Source organism: Cesiribacter sp. SM1 (assembly GCF_020178975.1).
In the GTDB taxonomy this organism is placed as follows: Bacteria; Bacteroidota; Bacteroidia; order Cytophagales; family Cyclobacteriaceae; genus Cesiribacter.
In genome coordinates, this window is record NZ_JAHXBU010000094.1 from 633,077 (window position 1) to 647,761 (window position 14,685).

A 14,685-nucleotide genomic window follows, 5' to 3' on the forward strand; every position below is an offset into this window, starting at 1 on the left:
TATAATCATCCCTGAGCGTGTACATGGAGTTGTCCACTTTGAAAAATCAATTCATAGAAGATCATAATATAAATGAACTACACCCGCTGCACAGCCTTATTCTGGACGAATGCTGCGAAACAGCTATTCGTTTGGGAAAAACGGGCTATGATACCTTAAGCACAGCTGTATCCGTAGCCTTTTTAACCTGCTTTTCAAGCCTGCGGTCTGTAATAGAAGAGGGCCTTAAGGAATACGATCGTGTAAAGATTGTGTACAGAGGGCAGCAGTTTGTTTTTTATACCGTAAACGATCCGGCCCTGGACAGCAGCGCCATCAGTTTTATCAGGCACGAAAATTAAGCATACAGCATAAGACAAAACCAGTGCTGCATTAGTTAGTAGCCCTATTCCCCACTGGTACTTGAGAATTGACGCAAAAGGTCCCTTAATTTTTCATGAGCTGTTGCTGGTATACCTTACCGTTTACACCCTCCAGTTTTGCCACAAAACGGGTGTGTGGCGGGTAAAGATGTAAAAATTCGATATAAAGGTCGTAATTGCCGATGCCCAGCTGCCTGTAGCGTTTAAATTCCTGCACCAGGGTTCCGTTCTCCAGGTATATGTTCAGCTTTACATACTCCAGCGGTTTTTCTATGGAAAACTGCATGGTATGTTTAAGTACCTCCGGACTAACAGGTGTTTCTACCGTGCTTTTGTCTACATCCATTTGCGCCAGTACTTTGCCCGAAGCCGTAACTACCTTTGCAGTATAGCGGGGGTTATCGGTAGAAAAGATGGTTTCGTTTACCCCGAAGGTGTAGTGTTTTACCCCGGCACCAAGCTTTTGGTTGGTGAAGTAGTGGTACTTTTCCCTGCCCCGGGCATCGTATAAAACAAAGGAAGCCACCTCATCAACAGGGTTGTGAAATGCAAGCACTGCCTTTTTTGAAAAGGTTTCTATTGATGGAAGATCAAGATAGTTCTTTTTGATGCTTACCCTGCCGGCTTCTGTATTGGTAACGCCAGCCACATAGTTCATGATGTTAGAGGCGCTGCCAAGCATGGCAGAATCTACCGAAATATCATAGAGGCTTCTGTTGTTGGTAATGGCCCATACAAACATTTGTCCATACTCATCTGCCACAACCTCATATTTTGCCAGGGAATCTCCCAGTATTTTCAGGGGAGTTATGGCAAATCCATTGAAGAGGTACTCGCCATTTACGCCCGGCGAATAATTGGTGGCCTGCATGCAAAACCCCCTGCTGTTGATCATTTTCTCTGATCCGGGCTCCAGGCTTATGAGCACTTCTTTTACAGTAAAAAGATCCTGTGCCCCGGGATCTTTAGATTTAAAATGCAGTCCCGGAGGTATTCTAACATGAATAACCTTGTTGATCAGGTTTTTTATTTTAATGAACAGGTTTTCCTTGCCCAGGCCGCCTGCAGAAGTGGCTTTTACCTCTACTGATTTAGTATATACAGCAGTGGGCAGATCAACATAATCTGTGTGCTGGCCAAAGGCTGATGCACTTATCAACAGCAGCACAAGAAGCAGATATAACCGCATGGCAGGTTCTTTTAAAATGATAGATATCCGGAGAGGGCTTTTAGCTTTTCAGCAAAATTCAGGGCATGAAGATATCTATTATATGATTCTTAAGCTGTTAGATGTAGTATTTGCAATATTATTGATACAAAACAGCATGATGATCTATGGCTGTTGGCTGGCATTATCAGAGCTCTAAATGAAGCGCGGGCCATGTTTTGTAAGTTTTGTTATGCAAAAAGCCCCGGGAATCTACATTCTGCCGGGGCTTCTAACATTTATGTTTTTTCGGATTTTTTACTGCCCTATTACCTTTATCATGGTTCCCTGTTCTACCCTGTCGGTAAGCTCCAGCCCATTGAGTATGGCCAGCTCCTCCATACGGTCTTTAGGCACCTGAAAATTGGTCAGAACCTGTAAAAAGCTTCCTGCCTGCTGAACTGTACGAACCTGAATGCGCTCCGGCTGGCGGTTTAACTTATCCGGATCGTTAAGCTGACTGAATGCCTGCATGGTGTTGCTAAAGAGCTGAAGATAGTTATTGAAATCATTGGCCGAAGAAACCCCAATCATGCTGTAGATATTGCCTCCGTACTGGATCAGGTAAATAAGTGTGCGAAGGGTTTGTCCCTGCTGCTGCCCCTGTTGTGCTGGTTGGTCTGCTACCATGGCAATAGCTGGCAAACCATTAACTGTAACCTGCTTCGACTCCACCATCTGCAGGCCGTACTGTTGCAGGGTTTGCTGGGCCGCCTCCTGGAGTGAGCTGCCCTGTGCAAGTGTAAGCATCATCATGGCTTTACCATCCGGAGATGCCATCTGGAATGCCTGCGGGCTATTCTGATGCTGCCAGTTGGTAGGTATCGGAAACTGGAACCTGAGCTCGGGGTGGTAAAAAATACTGTTTTCTACAAAGCCCTGCTTTGGATCTTCTCCATATACCATCCCATCTATCATCTTTAGGTAGCTGTTCCGGTTTACTTCGGCATTGGTGAGTAATAACTCCTTTTTCCATTTAGCCGCCAGCTCATGTACGGTTTCGTATCGCTCTCCGGGGTTTGGGTGTGTGGAAAGAAAACCAGGGATTTCTTCTGCTCCTGTTCCTTCCTGCTGACGCTGAAGGGTCAAAAAGAAATCGGCCATTTCGGTAGCATCATAGCCTATTTTAGAGGAATACTCAACCCCCAGCTCGTCAGACTGGCGCTCATCGTCGCGGCCATACTTCAAAAACAGGAGCTGCAATCCCTGGGCGGCAGTATTACCAAACTGGGCAAATTCCGGCGAGGCAATCATGGCGCCAATGAGGGCTACCTGCCCCAGTGTTGCCTTTGTTTGCTGCTGTGCAGAGTGGCGGGCAGTAATGTGGCCTATTTCATGCCCCAGTACGCCGGCAAACTGGGCTTCGTTGTTAAAGTGCGCCATAATGCCGCGCGTAAAATATACATAACCACCAGGTACAGCAAAGGCGTTGATTACCGGAGAGTCTAATATTTTAAACTCATAGTTTAGCTCACTGCGGTGAGAGACGGCTGCCATCTGCTCGCCTTTCTGTTGAATAAAGCGCTGTAGCTCGGGGTTTTCATATAAGCCAAACTGGGCTACAATCTGTGGATCGGCTTCCTTGCCCATAGCGATCTCCTGTTCAGTGGAGACCAGGCTCACCTGGCGTCTGCCAGTAACCGGATTGGTAGCGCAGGAATTAAAAAAAAGCGCTACAGCAACAATCAGGCTGATGAGTGCGGGTTTGTTCATCACGATAGATAAAATTTAAATCTGAAAAAAATTCCGCTATGCGGATAGGTCGTGGTAAAGGCTTTCAACCCTGAATTAACTGAAGATTAGCCTATTTTGTTGGAGCAGGCAGTTTATTCCTTGGCCATTATCCTGCAGATAGTGGGTGTAGGCTTATGTACATCCGGATTCCTTATTTGAAGGCTGTTTAGAGGCTGTTCCGGCACAGGCAAAGCTACTGCTCTAAAAAGATGGTCTTAGATAAACATAAATTAATGAGCATAAGCCCGGCCTGAGCAGCCAGTAGGTGTGGTACAGGTACGCACATCATGAAAGCCATGGTTGAACAACCCGGTAAAAAGCAGGATTTGAAGTCGGGAGGGTGTTGAAAGAACCCAGTTAGGTAGCGCTGCCAAAATAGCAGGAACAGCAGTATTGTTCTATTCTATGGATGTTGAATAGAAAGAAGCAGGTACCGATTTGTTTATAAGCAGTTTATGAGGCAATAGGCAACTGGCTGTTTTTTGAATCGCTTAGAAAGTAGCCCAGCATAAACCTGTTTGGTTCAAAAGATTTAAAGCCTTCATAGCTCCTTAAGTTATGCAGATCCGGGCTGTGTTGTAACCTGTGCAGGTTAAAATAGCCATTTTCGCATGCACGGTTTAGGTGGTACAGGGCTTTTTCAGGCATGTTGTTAAGGGAATAGGCTCTTGCTAAGCCATAGTGGGCAGCAATGCTGTAAGGCCTGGCCCTGAGTGAAACATGGAAAGCACTGATGGCCTTGTCTATTTTCTTTTTCCTGAGCAGGCGCTCACCCGATGCCAGTGCCAGTGAGGCTTTATCGTATACCTCCGGCGATAGCAGCACTAACACCAACCCTACCAGAGGACTCAGAATCAAAGAGAGTGAAAAAGCACCACTAAATTCAACAGAACGGTTTTTGCCTAAAAAGCCTATTACAAGGGACAACAAGAGCCAGGCAACACAAAGTATCATAAAAATAGAGAGAAGAGATAAAAAAACATCTACTTGTTAAAGTTTAATATATTATTTCATTATTCCAAGAGTTTTGGAGGGTAGTTATAAATAATTTGTTAAAAAATATTATGAAGCAATCAGGAGGGAGGCTCTTCTGTATTATACTGCTTGATTTAAGTTGCTTACTGGTTTTGTACATTAACCATAAACCTGCTTCAGCCTGGCTACAGCGCTGTTGCAATTACTGCAGAGGTATACTTTTAAGGCATGATCAGATGGGTATGTGCCAAATATCTGTGTAGTAGCGCTTTGTTGCCGGGCATGTATTGGAAATACTCTTCAAAGGCACTAAGGAAGTAGTAGAGCTGGGTGCTGCCGTATCTTACACTCAAGGTGCTACGGGTGTCTTTTGTGTGCGATATAAATCAGTTTTGGTAAATTATTTCCCTTCAAATCTCAATGCAAACGATTGAGATTATAGCTACATATCATATATTGAGTATTGATATATAGATGCTTTGAGGATGCGCAATGTTTTAGCCTGTTTCTTTCTGGTTGTACCTTTTCTTTTTTCCTGCAGCAACGCCGAAAAGGAAAAGCAATATAGAATTGGATTCTCCCAATGTACAGGCGGAGATGCGTGGCGTAAGGCGATGCATGATGATATGAGACGGGAGCTCTCATTCTACCAGGACATGGAGCTGGTGATCAAAGATGCCAAAAACAGCACTCCCGAACAGGCAAAGCACATCCGCGAGTTTATAGAGCAGGGGGTAGACCTGCTAATTGTATCTCCCAACGAGACCGACCCCATCACCCCACTGGTTGAAGAAGCTTTTGAAAAAGGCATTCCGGTTATTATCGTTGACCGCAGAACCTCTTCCTCGCTCTACACAGCCTATGTAGGTGCTAACAATTACGAAATAGGTAAACTGGCAGGAAACTATGTTGCTGAACTGCTGAAAGGGAGGGGCAACATCATTGAAGTATGGGGCCTTAAAGGTTCGTCTCCGGCAATAGACCGCCACAGGGGCTTTATGGATGCCCTTGCCCCTTTTACCGATATCAACATTGTAGCAGAAGTAAGAGGCGAATGGGAAAAAGAAGTTGCGAAAGCGAGATTTCCTGATGTTTATAAAAAAGTACAGGATGCAGACCTTTTGTTCGCTCATAATGATGTAATGGCGCTAGGCTCATATGAGTACCTGAAGAGTATTAACCAGGAGGAGAAGCTTTTATTTGTAGGTGTGGATGGCTTAAGCGGTACCAACGGAGGTTTGCAGTTTGTAACCGATGGCATTCTGGATGCCACTTTTCTGTACCCAACCGGTGGCGAGGAAATCATAAAACTGGCCAACAAGATCCTGCGTCATGAGCCTTACGAAAAGGAAAATATTCTGAGCAGTACGGCAATAGATGGCCGTAATGTTCACATCATGAAGCAGCAAACAGACAAAATTCTTGTACAGCAGAAAAGCATTGAACGGCAGCAGGATAAGATAAAGGAGCAAATTGAGATCTACCAGAACCAAAGAACCCTTCTGTACATAATGCTGGGCAGCCTCACCATTATTATTATCCTGGGGGCGCTTGCTATGCTGGCATTAAGAGAAAAGCAGGAAATAAACAGGGTATTGCTTGCAAAGAACAGGGAGATCTTAAACCAGCGCAATGAAATAGAAAAAATGGCCCGTAAAGCTGATAAAGCCACGGAGGCCAAGTTTAAATTCTTTACCAATATTTCGCATGAGTTCCGCACACCATTAACCTTAATACTTGGTCCTGTAGAAGACATCTTAAGGAGCAATATTAACTCCGACCTGAAGAAAGACATGCAGCTGGTTAAGAACAATGCAAACAGGCTGCTGCACCTGGTTACCCAGCTGATGGATTTCAGAAAGATTGAAAATAAGAAAATGAGGCTCCAGGCAGCAGAAAATGATATTGTAGCCTTCATCAGGGATGTTGCTTCTTCCTTTAAGCGGGTGGCACAAAAAAGAAGAATCAGTTTTATGGTGGATAGTAAACCGGAGAAGCTAAAAGTTTATTTTGATACCGATAAGCTTGATAAAGTGCTGTTTAATCTGCTTTCCAACGCTTTCAAATTTACACCCGATGGAGGAAGCATCGGCATCAGCATAGCAGTTTCTGATACTTACGACAGTGTAGAAATTACAGTGGAGGATACCGGGAAAGGCATGGCGCCGGAGCATGTGAAACATGCCTTCGACAGATTCTACACAGGCGATACCTATAATAACTTAAGCACCGGTCTGGGGCTGGCACTTTCAAAAGAATTTATCTCGCTGCACAAAGGCAGTATTGCCGTGGTAAGTGAAAAATGGAAGGGCACTAAATTTATCATCACACTGCCCTTAGGAAAGGAACACCTGAAAGAAGAAGAGATTCTTATAGAGTCAGGAAGTGAAGCCCTTTACCTGATGCCCTCCCTGCTCCATACTTCAGAAGACAGCTATACAGATCTTTCTGAAGCAGACGGTGCAAGCCTGCAAAAAGAGCACACGGTTTTGCTGATTGAAGATAACAATGAGCTTAGGGCATTTCTGAGGCAGCGGCTACAAAAAGACTTTAACGTGGTAGAAGCGCCAGATGGTATCTTAGGCCTAAACCAGGCCTTTGATGTAGTGCCGGATCTTGTTATTTCTGATATTATGCTGCCAAACAAGGATGGGCTGGAAGTAACGGCTACCTTGAAAAACGATCCCAGAACTTCGCATATACCGGTGGTGCTACTCACGGCAAAAGACTCTATCGATCATAAGATCGAAGGCATACAGTCGGGCGCAGATCTGTATGTGACCAAACCTTTCAGCTATCAATACCTGCTGGAAAGGATCAAAAACCTGCTTAGGTCCAGGGAAAAATTAAAAGAGCATTACTGCAGTGAGATTCCGGTAGATACAGCACTGGCAGCCCCTAAGCAGCTGGAGAAGAAATTCATCAGTGAGTTTAGGGCGCTGGTACAAAAGAACCTCTCAAACGCTGAGTTCAACACCAACGATATTGCAGAAAGCCTGGGCATGTCGCGGGTGCAGGTATACAGAAAGGTAAAACAGCTTTTAGGATATTCTGTGAACGATTATGTAGTAAAAGCGCGCATGAAAAAAGCGAAGCACCTGTTGCTCCATACCGATCAGACCATAGCGGAGATATCTGCAGAGGTGGGTTTTTCTTCTCCCGCCTACTTCTCCACTGCCTTTAAAAATCATTTTGGCATAAGTCCTTCTGATTTCAAAGGTTCTCACCTGATCAAGCATTAGCACTTTCTCTGAAACTTTTGCTGTGCCCGGCTGCTAACCTCCCAACTATCTGTTGTGGTACAGAAAGTGTAAAACCACTTCAACAGCAAGACCAGACTACGGCTGAAGAAACAGCCTTATTGCCGTTCCTGCCTCCGGCTTTTAGCTTGCAACCCTCATAATCCCGAAAGGATAAAAGATAAAGCCAAAGGTTTCTGTAGAGGCAAAAATCCCGGAGAGACTACATGGTAGCTATCTGATATAGTTAACAGTAGAGCAGAGCATATGCTGAATGGCTGCTGTCAGTCCGGCTCATTACATTGGTCGCTGCATATGTTAATGATGTTAGCCCCTGCACCAGGCGTTTTGCGCTTCTGCTCCTTTGCCAGAACCACCCCACCCCTTCAAAATCTCTATACCTTTGGCCTGAATCTGGTGCCAGCCGGATTCTGGTTTTGATACAGCAGCTTCCTGATTATACCGAGATAACAGATAACCCTCTCCTTCCTGTGCTAAAATTTTATTATGAGCAGCTACATGGGCAGATCAGCAGCACAGGTAGTACATTAGAGGTGATACGATTTTGAAAGAATGATACAATAATGAAAGCAAGGGGTACTGGAAATATAGATTTATTTTACCGCAAACGGTTGCGTAAACGCTGATTTTGCGTGATTTTCTGAAAACGATTGAAATTCAAACAATCTTGAAACGATCCTGAAACCCTCTTCTTTTTCATGCCCATAACTTGAGATTAAAATCAAGCCCGCATAAGATGAGGAACAGGAGAATTTTGTTTTGGTCGATAACGGTAGCATTGGGAGGCTTTCTCTTTGGCTTCGACACAGCTGTTATATCAGGAGCAGAACAGTCAATAGAAAAGGTATGGCAGCTTAATGTATTTGAGCATGGCCTTACCGTTAGTATTGCCCTAATAGGTACCGTAATAGGGGCATTGTTTGGCGGCATACCCTCCGATGCCTTTGGCCGGAAGAATACCCTGTTCTGGATAGGTGTTTTGTACCTGGTATCTGCCGTGGGCTCTGCCCTTGCTACCGACTGGTACTCTTTTCTGTTTTTCAGGTTTATTGGCGGTTTGGGCGTTGGGGCCTCTTCGGTTGCTGCCCCTATGTACATCAGCGAAATAGCCCCGGCCGCTAAGCGGGGCAAAATGGTAGGTATGTTCCAGTTTAACGTTGTGCTGGGTATCCTGATTGCCTACCTCTCCAACTACCTGCTGAAAGATGCCGGCGAAGGTGCCTGGCGCTGGATGCTGGGTGTGGAAGCTTTTCCGGCTGCCGTTTTTGTAGGCCTGATGTTGTTTGTGCCCAGGAGCCCACGCTGGCTCATTGTAAAAAGAGGGGCAGTGGAGGAGGCTAGAAGTGTTCTAATGCAGATAGATCCGCAGACTGCAGATGCAGAGCTAAAAGCAATTGTTGATTCTAAAAGCAGTAACAGGCCCGGAGTTTCAGCAGACAGGCTTTTCTCCCGGAAGCATAGCATCCCGGTGCTGCTGGCAGTTCTGTTTGCTGTGTTCAACCAGGTGTCGGGTATCAATGCCATTATCTATTACGCCCCCCGCATTTTTGAAATGGCTGGTTTGGGTAAAGAGTCGGCCCTGCTTTCTTCTGCCGGTATTGGCTTTGTTAACCTGCTCTTTACCATGGTGGGGCTAACCCTAATAGACAGGGTGGGCCGAAGAAAGCTGATGCTGATTGGTTCTGCCGGCCTGATTGTAACCCTGGGGCTAGTGGCCAGCTCTTTCTATATGGAAAGTGTGGGTGGTATGATGGTACCCATTTACCTGTTTGCCTACATCGCCTTTTTTGCCCTTTCACAGGGAACGGTTATCTGGGTATTTATTTCAGAAATATTTCCCAACCAGGTAAGAGCAGGAGGGCAGGCGCTTGGAAGTTTCACCCACTGGTTTTTGGCAGCGCTAATCGCCTTCTTCTTTCCATATATCTCCTCTAGCCTAGGCCCGGGCAACACCTTTATGATTTTTGCTTTGATGATGGTTTTGCAACTCTTGTTTGCATGGAAAATAATGCCTGAAACCAAGGGTACCTCACTGGAGAAAATTCAGGTGCAGGGCAACACTACTGATAAAGAACTAGAAATGAAGAGCTATACAAAAACAGTATAAATTATGAATGAAAGATTACTCATTTTCCTATTCCTGAGCTGCTTACCTTTTTTAGGCAGTGCACAGCAGCAAACTATCAGGGGAACCGTTATCGATGGTACGTCAAATGAGACTCTCCCAGGAGTAAACGTACTTGTTAAAGGAACATCAACAGGTGCAGTAACAGACCTCGATGGCAAGTTTGAATTAAGCGCTGCACCAAGTGATACACTGGCTTTCTCGTTTGTTGGTTACCTGACCCAGGAAGTAGCCGTTGGCAACAAAACTACTATCAATGTATCCCTGCAGGAAGATCTGCAATCGCTCGAAGAGGTGGTTGTGGTGGGGTATACTGCAGAAAGAAAAGTGGATTTAACCGGTGCGGTTGCTGTTGTGGAAATGGAGTCTGTGAAAGGACAAAGCATGAGTTCGGGTAATCCGGCTCAGGCTTTGCAGGGAAGGGTACCCGGGCTTTACATCGAAAGGTCAGGTGATCCTACAGGCACTAACCAGCAAATACTCATCAGAGGTGCAAACACTTTGGGTGATAACAATCCCCTGTACATCATTGATGGGGTGCCAACCATACGCCCGGAAGTTTTCGCAAGCTTGAACCCAAGTGTGATAGAGTCTATACAGGTATTAAAAGATGCCTCGGCTGCCTCTATCTATGGTGCCAGGGCCTCCAATGGTGTTATTATCGTATCTACCAAAAATCGGGTGGCAGGGCGCCAGAATGAGAACAAGCTGAATATTCAGCTCAACTCCAACATATCTGCATTATCAGAAAAAAGGCAGCGCTACGAAATGCTCGATGCTGTAGGCAGGGGGAGAGCCCTGTGGCAGGCCTCAGTAAACGATCGTACCGATCCGGCAGGAGGTTACGGCGAGATTTACAACTTTGACTGGAACGGCGATTTTGATAACCCCGTGCTTAATAGTGTAACGGTACAGCCTTATGTTGGAGGCGACGAAAATGTGCCCGCCGGCAACACCGACTGGCAGGATGTAATGTATAAAACCGGCCAGGTATACAACAACGATCTGACGATTTCAGGAGGCTCCGAACAGGCTTTTTTGCTGGCCAATATCGGTTATCTTAAAAACACAGGTACGCTGGCTCACACTAATTACGAGCGTTATACTGCCAAGCTTAACTCTCACTTTAACCTGTTTGATAATGCATTTACCTTTGGTGTAAACACCCAGTTTGCCTCTTCCAATGAAACACTGGCATCGCGAGATGTAGGCAGCGCCTTTACCCCGGGCCTGGCCGTTACCCTGGCACCCACCATACCTGTTTATACGTCTGATGGCGAATTTGCAGGCCCCCTGGGTTCTGGCTATTCCGACAGGAACAACCCTTTATTGATCCAGTACATTAACCGCTGGGATAACACGCACCGCAATTCTTTTTTAGGCAATGCTTTTGCCCAGATAGGCATCGCTGAAAACCTGAATTTCAGGACCAGCTTTGGGGTAGACTACAACCAGGTGCATGTTAAAGACATTGAACCCAGGGTTTCTAATGGCTTTATCTCCAGAACAATCAACAGCCTGGAGCTTCGCAATAACTCCTACTTAAGCCTTACCTTCTCCAACACCCTTACTTACAATCTGGAATTAAGCGACCACAACTTTGATTTTCTTCTTGGTACTGAAGCCGTAAAAACAGACCTGACCTTTATGACCTCCCGTGCACAGGAGTTTGCTTTAGAAACCGAAGATTTCTTTGTACTGGATGCTGCAACGGGTTTACGTAACAACACAGGTAGTGAAACGGGCAGCCGCTTGCTGTCGCAGTTTGGTAAAATAGGATACCGCTTTCAGGATAAATATTTAGCTTCTGTAACCCTGCGGAGAGATGGCTCCTCCCGCTTTGGGGCCAACAACAGGTACGGAATTTTCCCTGCGGCCACCTTAGGCTGGAGAATAGACCAGGAGTCTTTCATGGATAATGTCAAATCACTAAGCCAGCTTAAAATAAGGGCAGGCTATGGGCAGGTTGGCAATCAATCCATCGGGGATCTGTCGCGCTTTGGCTTGTTTGCCTCCCGCTACGGACTTACCCAGGAGCAGGTGCTGGGCAACGGATTCTTCTTCGATAACTATTACAATGTTGGTACTGCTTATGACTTGGCAGGTGTAAATACCGGAACACTTCCTTCGGGCTTTGTGTCTATACAGGGTGCAAATCCTGACCTGAAGTGGGAAACCACCACTGAGCTAAACTTTGGTGTTGACTTTGGCTTCTTCACGCAAAAGCTGCAGGGCTCCTTCGATTACTTTACACGGGAAACAACGGATGTACTGATTACTCCACCGGTGGCTTCTGCCGCTGGCGAAGGTGTGCTAAGAACACTAAACGGAGCAACCGTAGAAAACAAGGGCTGGGAATTTGCCCTGGGTTATACAGATCAAACCAAGGGAGGTTTATCTTATACCATTGCTACCAACATTAGCAGATTCAGGGATAAAATAACCGAGCTACCCGAAGAGGTACGCACAGGTTTTGCCGGCAATGCCGAGCAGGATATCCTGGGGCAGTCGCAGTTTGCCATATTTGGTTACAGAACCAATGGGCTGTTCCAAAACGAGGCAGAAGTAGAAACACACGCCAACCAGGTTGGGGCAGCGCCAGGCAGGATCCGCTATGTAGATTTAAACGATGATGGCGAAATAAATGCTTTAGACCAGGAGTTTTTCGGTACCACCCTGCCCTCGCTGGAATATGGCCTGAACATCAACCTGGGCTATCGCAATTTTGATCTTTCTATGTTTGGCTCCGGCGTTGCAGGCAGAAGGGGCTTCGATAACTATATCTTCCTCAATGAATTTATTCGGGGTAGAGATAATGTAGGCCCCGGCACACTTAATGCCTGGACGCCCCAAAACAACACCTCTACCATTCCGGCACTAACGCTCTCAGATGGTAACAACGAGACCAGAACATCAGACTACCTGTTTGTCAACAATTCTTATTTCAAGTTGAGAAACCTGTCGTTAGGCTACAATTTTTCAAAAAGCCTACTCGCCAATCTTGGCCCTGTAAGTAACCTAAGGGTGTATCTGCAGGCAGAAAATGTATTCTGGTTTAAAAGCAGGGAGTTTAAGGGCCCAGATCCGGAACGGACAAACCTGACTGCCATTCCGGTACCTTCTGTGTATTCGTTCGGCCTCAACATAAGTCTGTAAATCTATCTACTGAATTAAGAAACATACGAATATGACACGCTACACAATAAAAACCACGCTTATTGCCGCTATTACGGTGCTGATGTTTAGCTGTGATGATTTTCTTGAGTATGAGCCAAAAGGAGCCTTATCTTCTGAAAATGTAGCCGCTCCCGAAAACATAGAAGGCCTGGTAACCGCAGCCTACGCCGGTATTGCCAACGATGACATGGTAGGGCCTATTACCAGTAGCTGGATATATGGCAGTGTACGCTCCGACGACGCCTACAAAGCAGGCGGAGGCGTTGCCGATGTTATAGACATTCACTTTCTGGAGCAGTACAACATGGTGCAGCCCCAGACTGGCGACAACTGGATGGGCCCCCGCACCTTCGAAAACCACTATAAGGCTATATCAAGAACTAACTTTGCCTTAAGGGCCATCAATGCTACCGAAGATTTTGAACTTAAAGCAGTAAGAACCGGTGAGCTTCGCTTCCTGAGAGGCCACTCTTATTTTATGCTGAAGCAGCTGTTCAAATACGTTCCATACATAGATGAAACCCTATCGCCGGAAGAAATTCTGGAGGTATCGAACCGGGAGTACACCAATGATGAGCTCTGGAATAAGATTGCCGAAGATTTCCAGTTTGCCATTGACAACCTGCCCGAAACACAATCGGAAGTAGGAAGGGCAAATAAGTATGCTGCCATGGCTTATCTGGCTAAAGTTCGCCTTTACCAGGCCTATGAGCAGGACGATAACCACCAGGTGGTGAACATCAACACCTCGCGCCTGGAAGAGGTGGTGTCGCTGACCCAGGAGGTAATTAACTCCGGTATGTACCGCCTGCAACCCGACTTTGCTGAAAACTTTCTCAATGGGTACGATAACGGCCCCGAATCAGTTTTTGCCATTCAGTTCTCCATTGCCGACGGAACAACCACCGGCCGTGTGTCTTTTGTAACCGGCCTCAACTCACCTCATGGTGCACCGGAGTATGGCTGCTGTGGATTTCACTATGCAAGCCAGAACATGGTAAATGCCTTCAAAACTGATAATAGCGGCTTACCCATGTTCGATACTTTCAATGAAAGCGACATGATTAATCCGCAGGATTTCCTCAACAATGGCGTTGACCCCCGCTTGGACCACACCGTGGGTGTACCAGGGCACCCCTATAAGTACAACCCTAATTTTCTTTACCAGGAGAGCTGGGCAAGGGATAAAGGAGTATATGGCTTTTTTGGTAACATGAAAGAGCAGCAGTTGCCTGACTGTGAATGTTTCATCAAGAACGGACCATTTATAGGGACCTCAAAAAACATTGATATTATCCGCTATGCAGATGTGCTCCTGATGCAGGCAGAGGCCCTGATAGAACTGGGGCGCCACCAGGAAGCCCTGCCTCTCATTAACCAGGTTAGGGCCAGGGCTAAGGCCAGCACTGGCAGACTCAAAACTGCCGATGGTGAAAACCCTTCTAACTATCGTATTGAGGAATATGTAGATGGCGGCAATATTAACTGGACCCAGGAAAATGCCAGGGAAGCCCTGCGCTGGGAGCGTAGGCTGGAGTTTGCCATGGAGAGTCCGCGCTTTTTTGACCTGGTACGCTGGGGTATTGCTGCAGAAACCCTGAATGCCTACCTTGAAGAGGAGAAGACCAAGAGAGACTACTTATCTGGTGCCCATTTTACGGCAGGCCGGGATGAGTACCTGCCTATTCCGCAAAGGGAGATAGACTTCACTAAAAACCTGTATGTGCAAAATCCCGGTTACTAAGGGGTTTGTACCAGTGCTATTTTGAACAATCAGCCGGCTACTGCCGGAGTAATGCCGGCTGATACTTTTTGAGTTGACCAACTACGCCATCAACTAACCTT

At 46.2% G+C, this 14,685-nt stretch carries 8 protein-coding genes; 5 read left to right on the plus strand and 3 right to left on the minus strand.

Annotated features, from left to right (window positions below; genetic code table 11):
- Nucleotides 1–38 precede the first annotated feature (38 nt).
- Nucleotides 39–341 carry a hypothetical protein gene (locus KWJ01_RS26815; RefSeq protein ID WP_225000221.1) on the plus strand — a complete coding sequence of 101 codons (303 nt, stop codon included), beginning with the start codon at nucleotides 39–41 and terminating at the stop codon, nucleotides 339–341.
- 85 nt (nucleotides 342–426) lie between these two features.
- Here KWJ01_RS26815 and KWJ01_RS26820 read toward each other — a convergent pair whose 3' ends face one another.
- From KWJ01_RS26820 to KWJ01_RS26830, 3 genes are all read right to left on the minus strand, one after another.
- On the minus strand, nucleotides 427–1,551 hold the full coding sequence (locus KWJ01_RS26820; protein ID WP_225000222.1) for a hypothetical protein: 1,125 nt from the start codon (nucleotides 1,549–1,551) through the stop codon (nucleotides 427–429).
- A gap of 276 nt (nucleotides 1,552–1,827) precedes the next feature.
- Nucleotides 1,828–3,282, minus strand: coding sequence for a M48 family metalloprotease (locus tag KWJ01_RS26825; protein WP_225000368.1), 1,455 nt, complete (start codon nucleotides 3,280–3,282; stop codon nucleotides 1,828–1,830).
- Nucleotides 3,283–3,756: 474 nt separating this feature from the next.
- On the minus strand, nucleotides 3,757–4,257 hold the full coding sequence (locus KWJ01_RS26830) for a lipopolysaccharide assembly protein LapB (RefSeq protein WP_225000223.1): 501 nt from the start codon (nucleotides 4,255–4,257) through the stop codon (nucleotides 3,757–3,759).
- A 647-nt stretch (nucleotides 4,258–4,904) separates the two neighbouring features.
- Here KWJ01_RS26830 and KWJ01_RS26835 point away from each other — a divergent pair.
- The 4 genes from KWJ01_RS26835 (at nucleotide 4,905) to KWJ01_RS26850 (ending at nucleotide 14,584) form a co-directional block, all read left to right on the plus strand.
- Entirely contained in the window at nucleotides 4,905–7,520 is a 2,616-nt protein-coding gene (locus tag KWJ01_RS26835) for a substrate-binding domain-containing protein (protein WP_370634789.1), read from the plus strand.
- 754 nt (nucleotides 7,521–8,274) lie between these two features.
- A complete protein-coding gene (locus tag KWJ01_RS26840) occupies nucleotides 8,275–9,645 on the plus strand; it encodes a sugar porter family MFS transporter (RefSeq protein WP_225000225.1) in 1,371 nt (456 codons plus the stop codon).
- Between the two features lie 3 nt (nucleotides 9,646–9,648).
- Complete coding sequence (locus KWJ01_RS26845) at nucleotides 9,649–12,819, plus strand: TonB-dependent receptor (RefSeq protein ID WP_225000226.1); 3,171 nt, start codon at nucleotides 9,649–9,651, stop codon at nucleotides 12,817–12,819.
- Nucleotides 12,820–12,850: 31 nt separating this feature from the next.
- The gene (locus KWJ01_RS26850; protein WP_225000227.1) at nucleotides 12,851–14,584 is read left to right on the plus strand and encodes a RagB/SusD family nutrient uptake outer membrane protein; all 1,734 of its coding nucleotides are present in this window, start codon (nucleotides 12,851–12,853) and stop codon (nucleotides 14,582–14,584) included.
- The last annotated feature ends 101 nt before the right edge of the window (nucleotides 14,585–14,685 follow it).

Excerpts from the sequence above, each read along its gene's own strand:
- KWJ01_RS26820 (WP_225000222.1), bottom strand. The coding sequence starts at position 1,551 with ATGCGGTTATATCTGCTTCTTGTGCTGCTGTTGATAAGTGCATCAGCC.
- KWJ01_RS26825 (WP_225000368.1), bottom strand. The coding sequence starts at position 3,282 with ATGAACAAACCCGCACTCATCAGCCTGATTGTTGCTGTAGCGCTTTTT.
- KWJ01_RS26830 (WP_225000223.1), bottom strand. The coding sequence starts at position 4,257 with ATGATACTTTGTGTTGCCTGGCTCTTGTTGTCCCTTGTAATAGGCTTT.
- KWJ01_RS26835 (WP_370634789.1), top strand. The coding sequence starts at position 4,905 with ATGAGACGGGAGCTCTCATTCTACCAGGACATGGAGCTGGTGATCAAA.
- KWJ01_RS26840 (WP_225000225.1), top strand. The coding sequence starts at position 8,275 with ATGAGGAACAGGAGAATTTTGTTTTGGTCGATAACGGTAGCATTGGGA.
- KWJ01_RS26845 (WP_225000226.1), top strand. The coding sequence starts at position 9,649 with ATGAATGAAAGATTACTCATTTTCCTATTCCTGAGCTGCTTACCTTTT.
- KWJ01_RS26850 (WP_225000227.1), top strand. The coding sequence starts at position 12,851 with ATGACACGCTACACAATAAAAACCACGCTTATTGCCGCTATTACGGTG.